Consider the following 375-nt stretch of genomic DNA (forward strand, 5'->3'; position numbering starts at 1 on the left):
CGACTGCTTCTTACCGTCCCGGGCTTAGGAGTGACTACCGCGGCTGAGCTTTATGCTGAAATCGGCGATGTATCTCAGTACTCGAACGCAAACCAGTTAATTAAGAAAGCTGGCACAAACCCCATTGTTAAGCAAACAGGTGGCGGCAAAGGCTCCTACCGCAAGATTTCCAAACAGGGAAACGATCACCTTCGTTATGCGGTATATCTAGCAGGTAAGAGTCTCTGCATGCATAATAAGGACCTTAAGCCTTTCTATGATCGTCTGAAGGAAAAAGGAAAACATGAACGAGCCATCTTTGTTGCAATGGGTAATAAGATGCTCAAAGTCGCTTTCGCCATGCTGCGAGACCGTTTACCGTTTCAATCGCAGTGC

The 375-nt window shown here is 47.2% G+C and carries 1 protein-coding gene; it reads left to right on the top strand.

From position 1 onward, the window contains the following. The coding region (locus FS806_RS25380; protein WP_144942138.1) for a transposase at positions 1-375 on the top strand (375 nt) is incomplete at both ends.

The organism is Paenibacillus sp. 32O-W (genome assembly GCF_007679495.1).
In the GTDB taxonomy this organism is placed as follows: Bacteria; Bacillota; Bacilli; order Paenibacillales; family NBRC-103111; genus Paenibacillus_L; species Paenibacillus_L residui.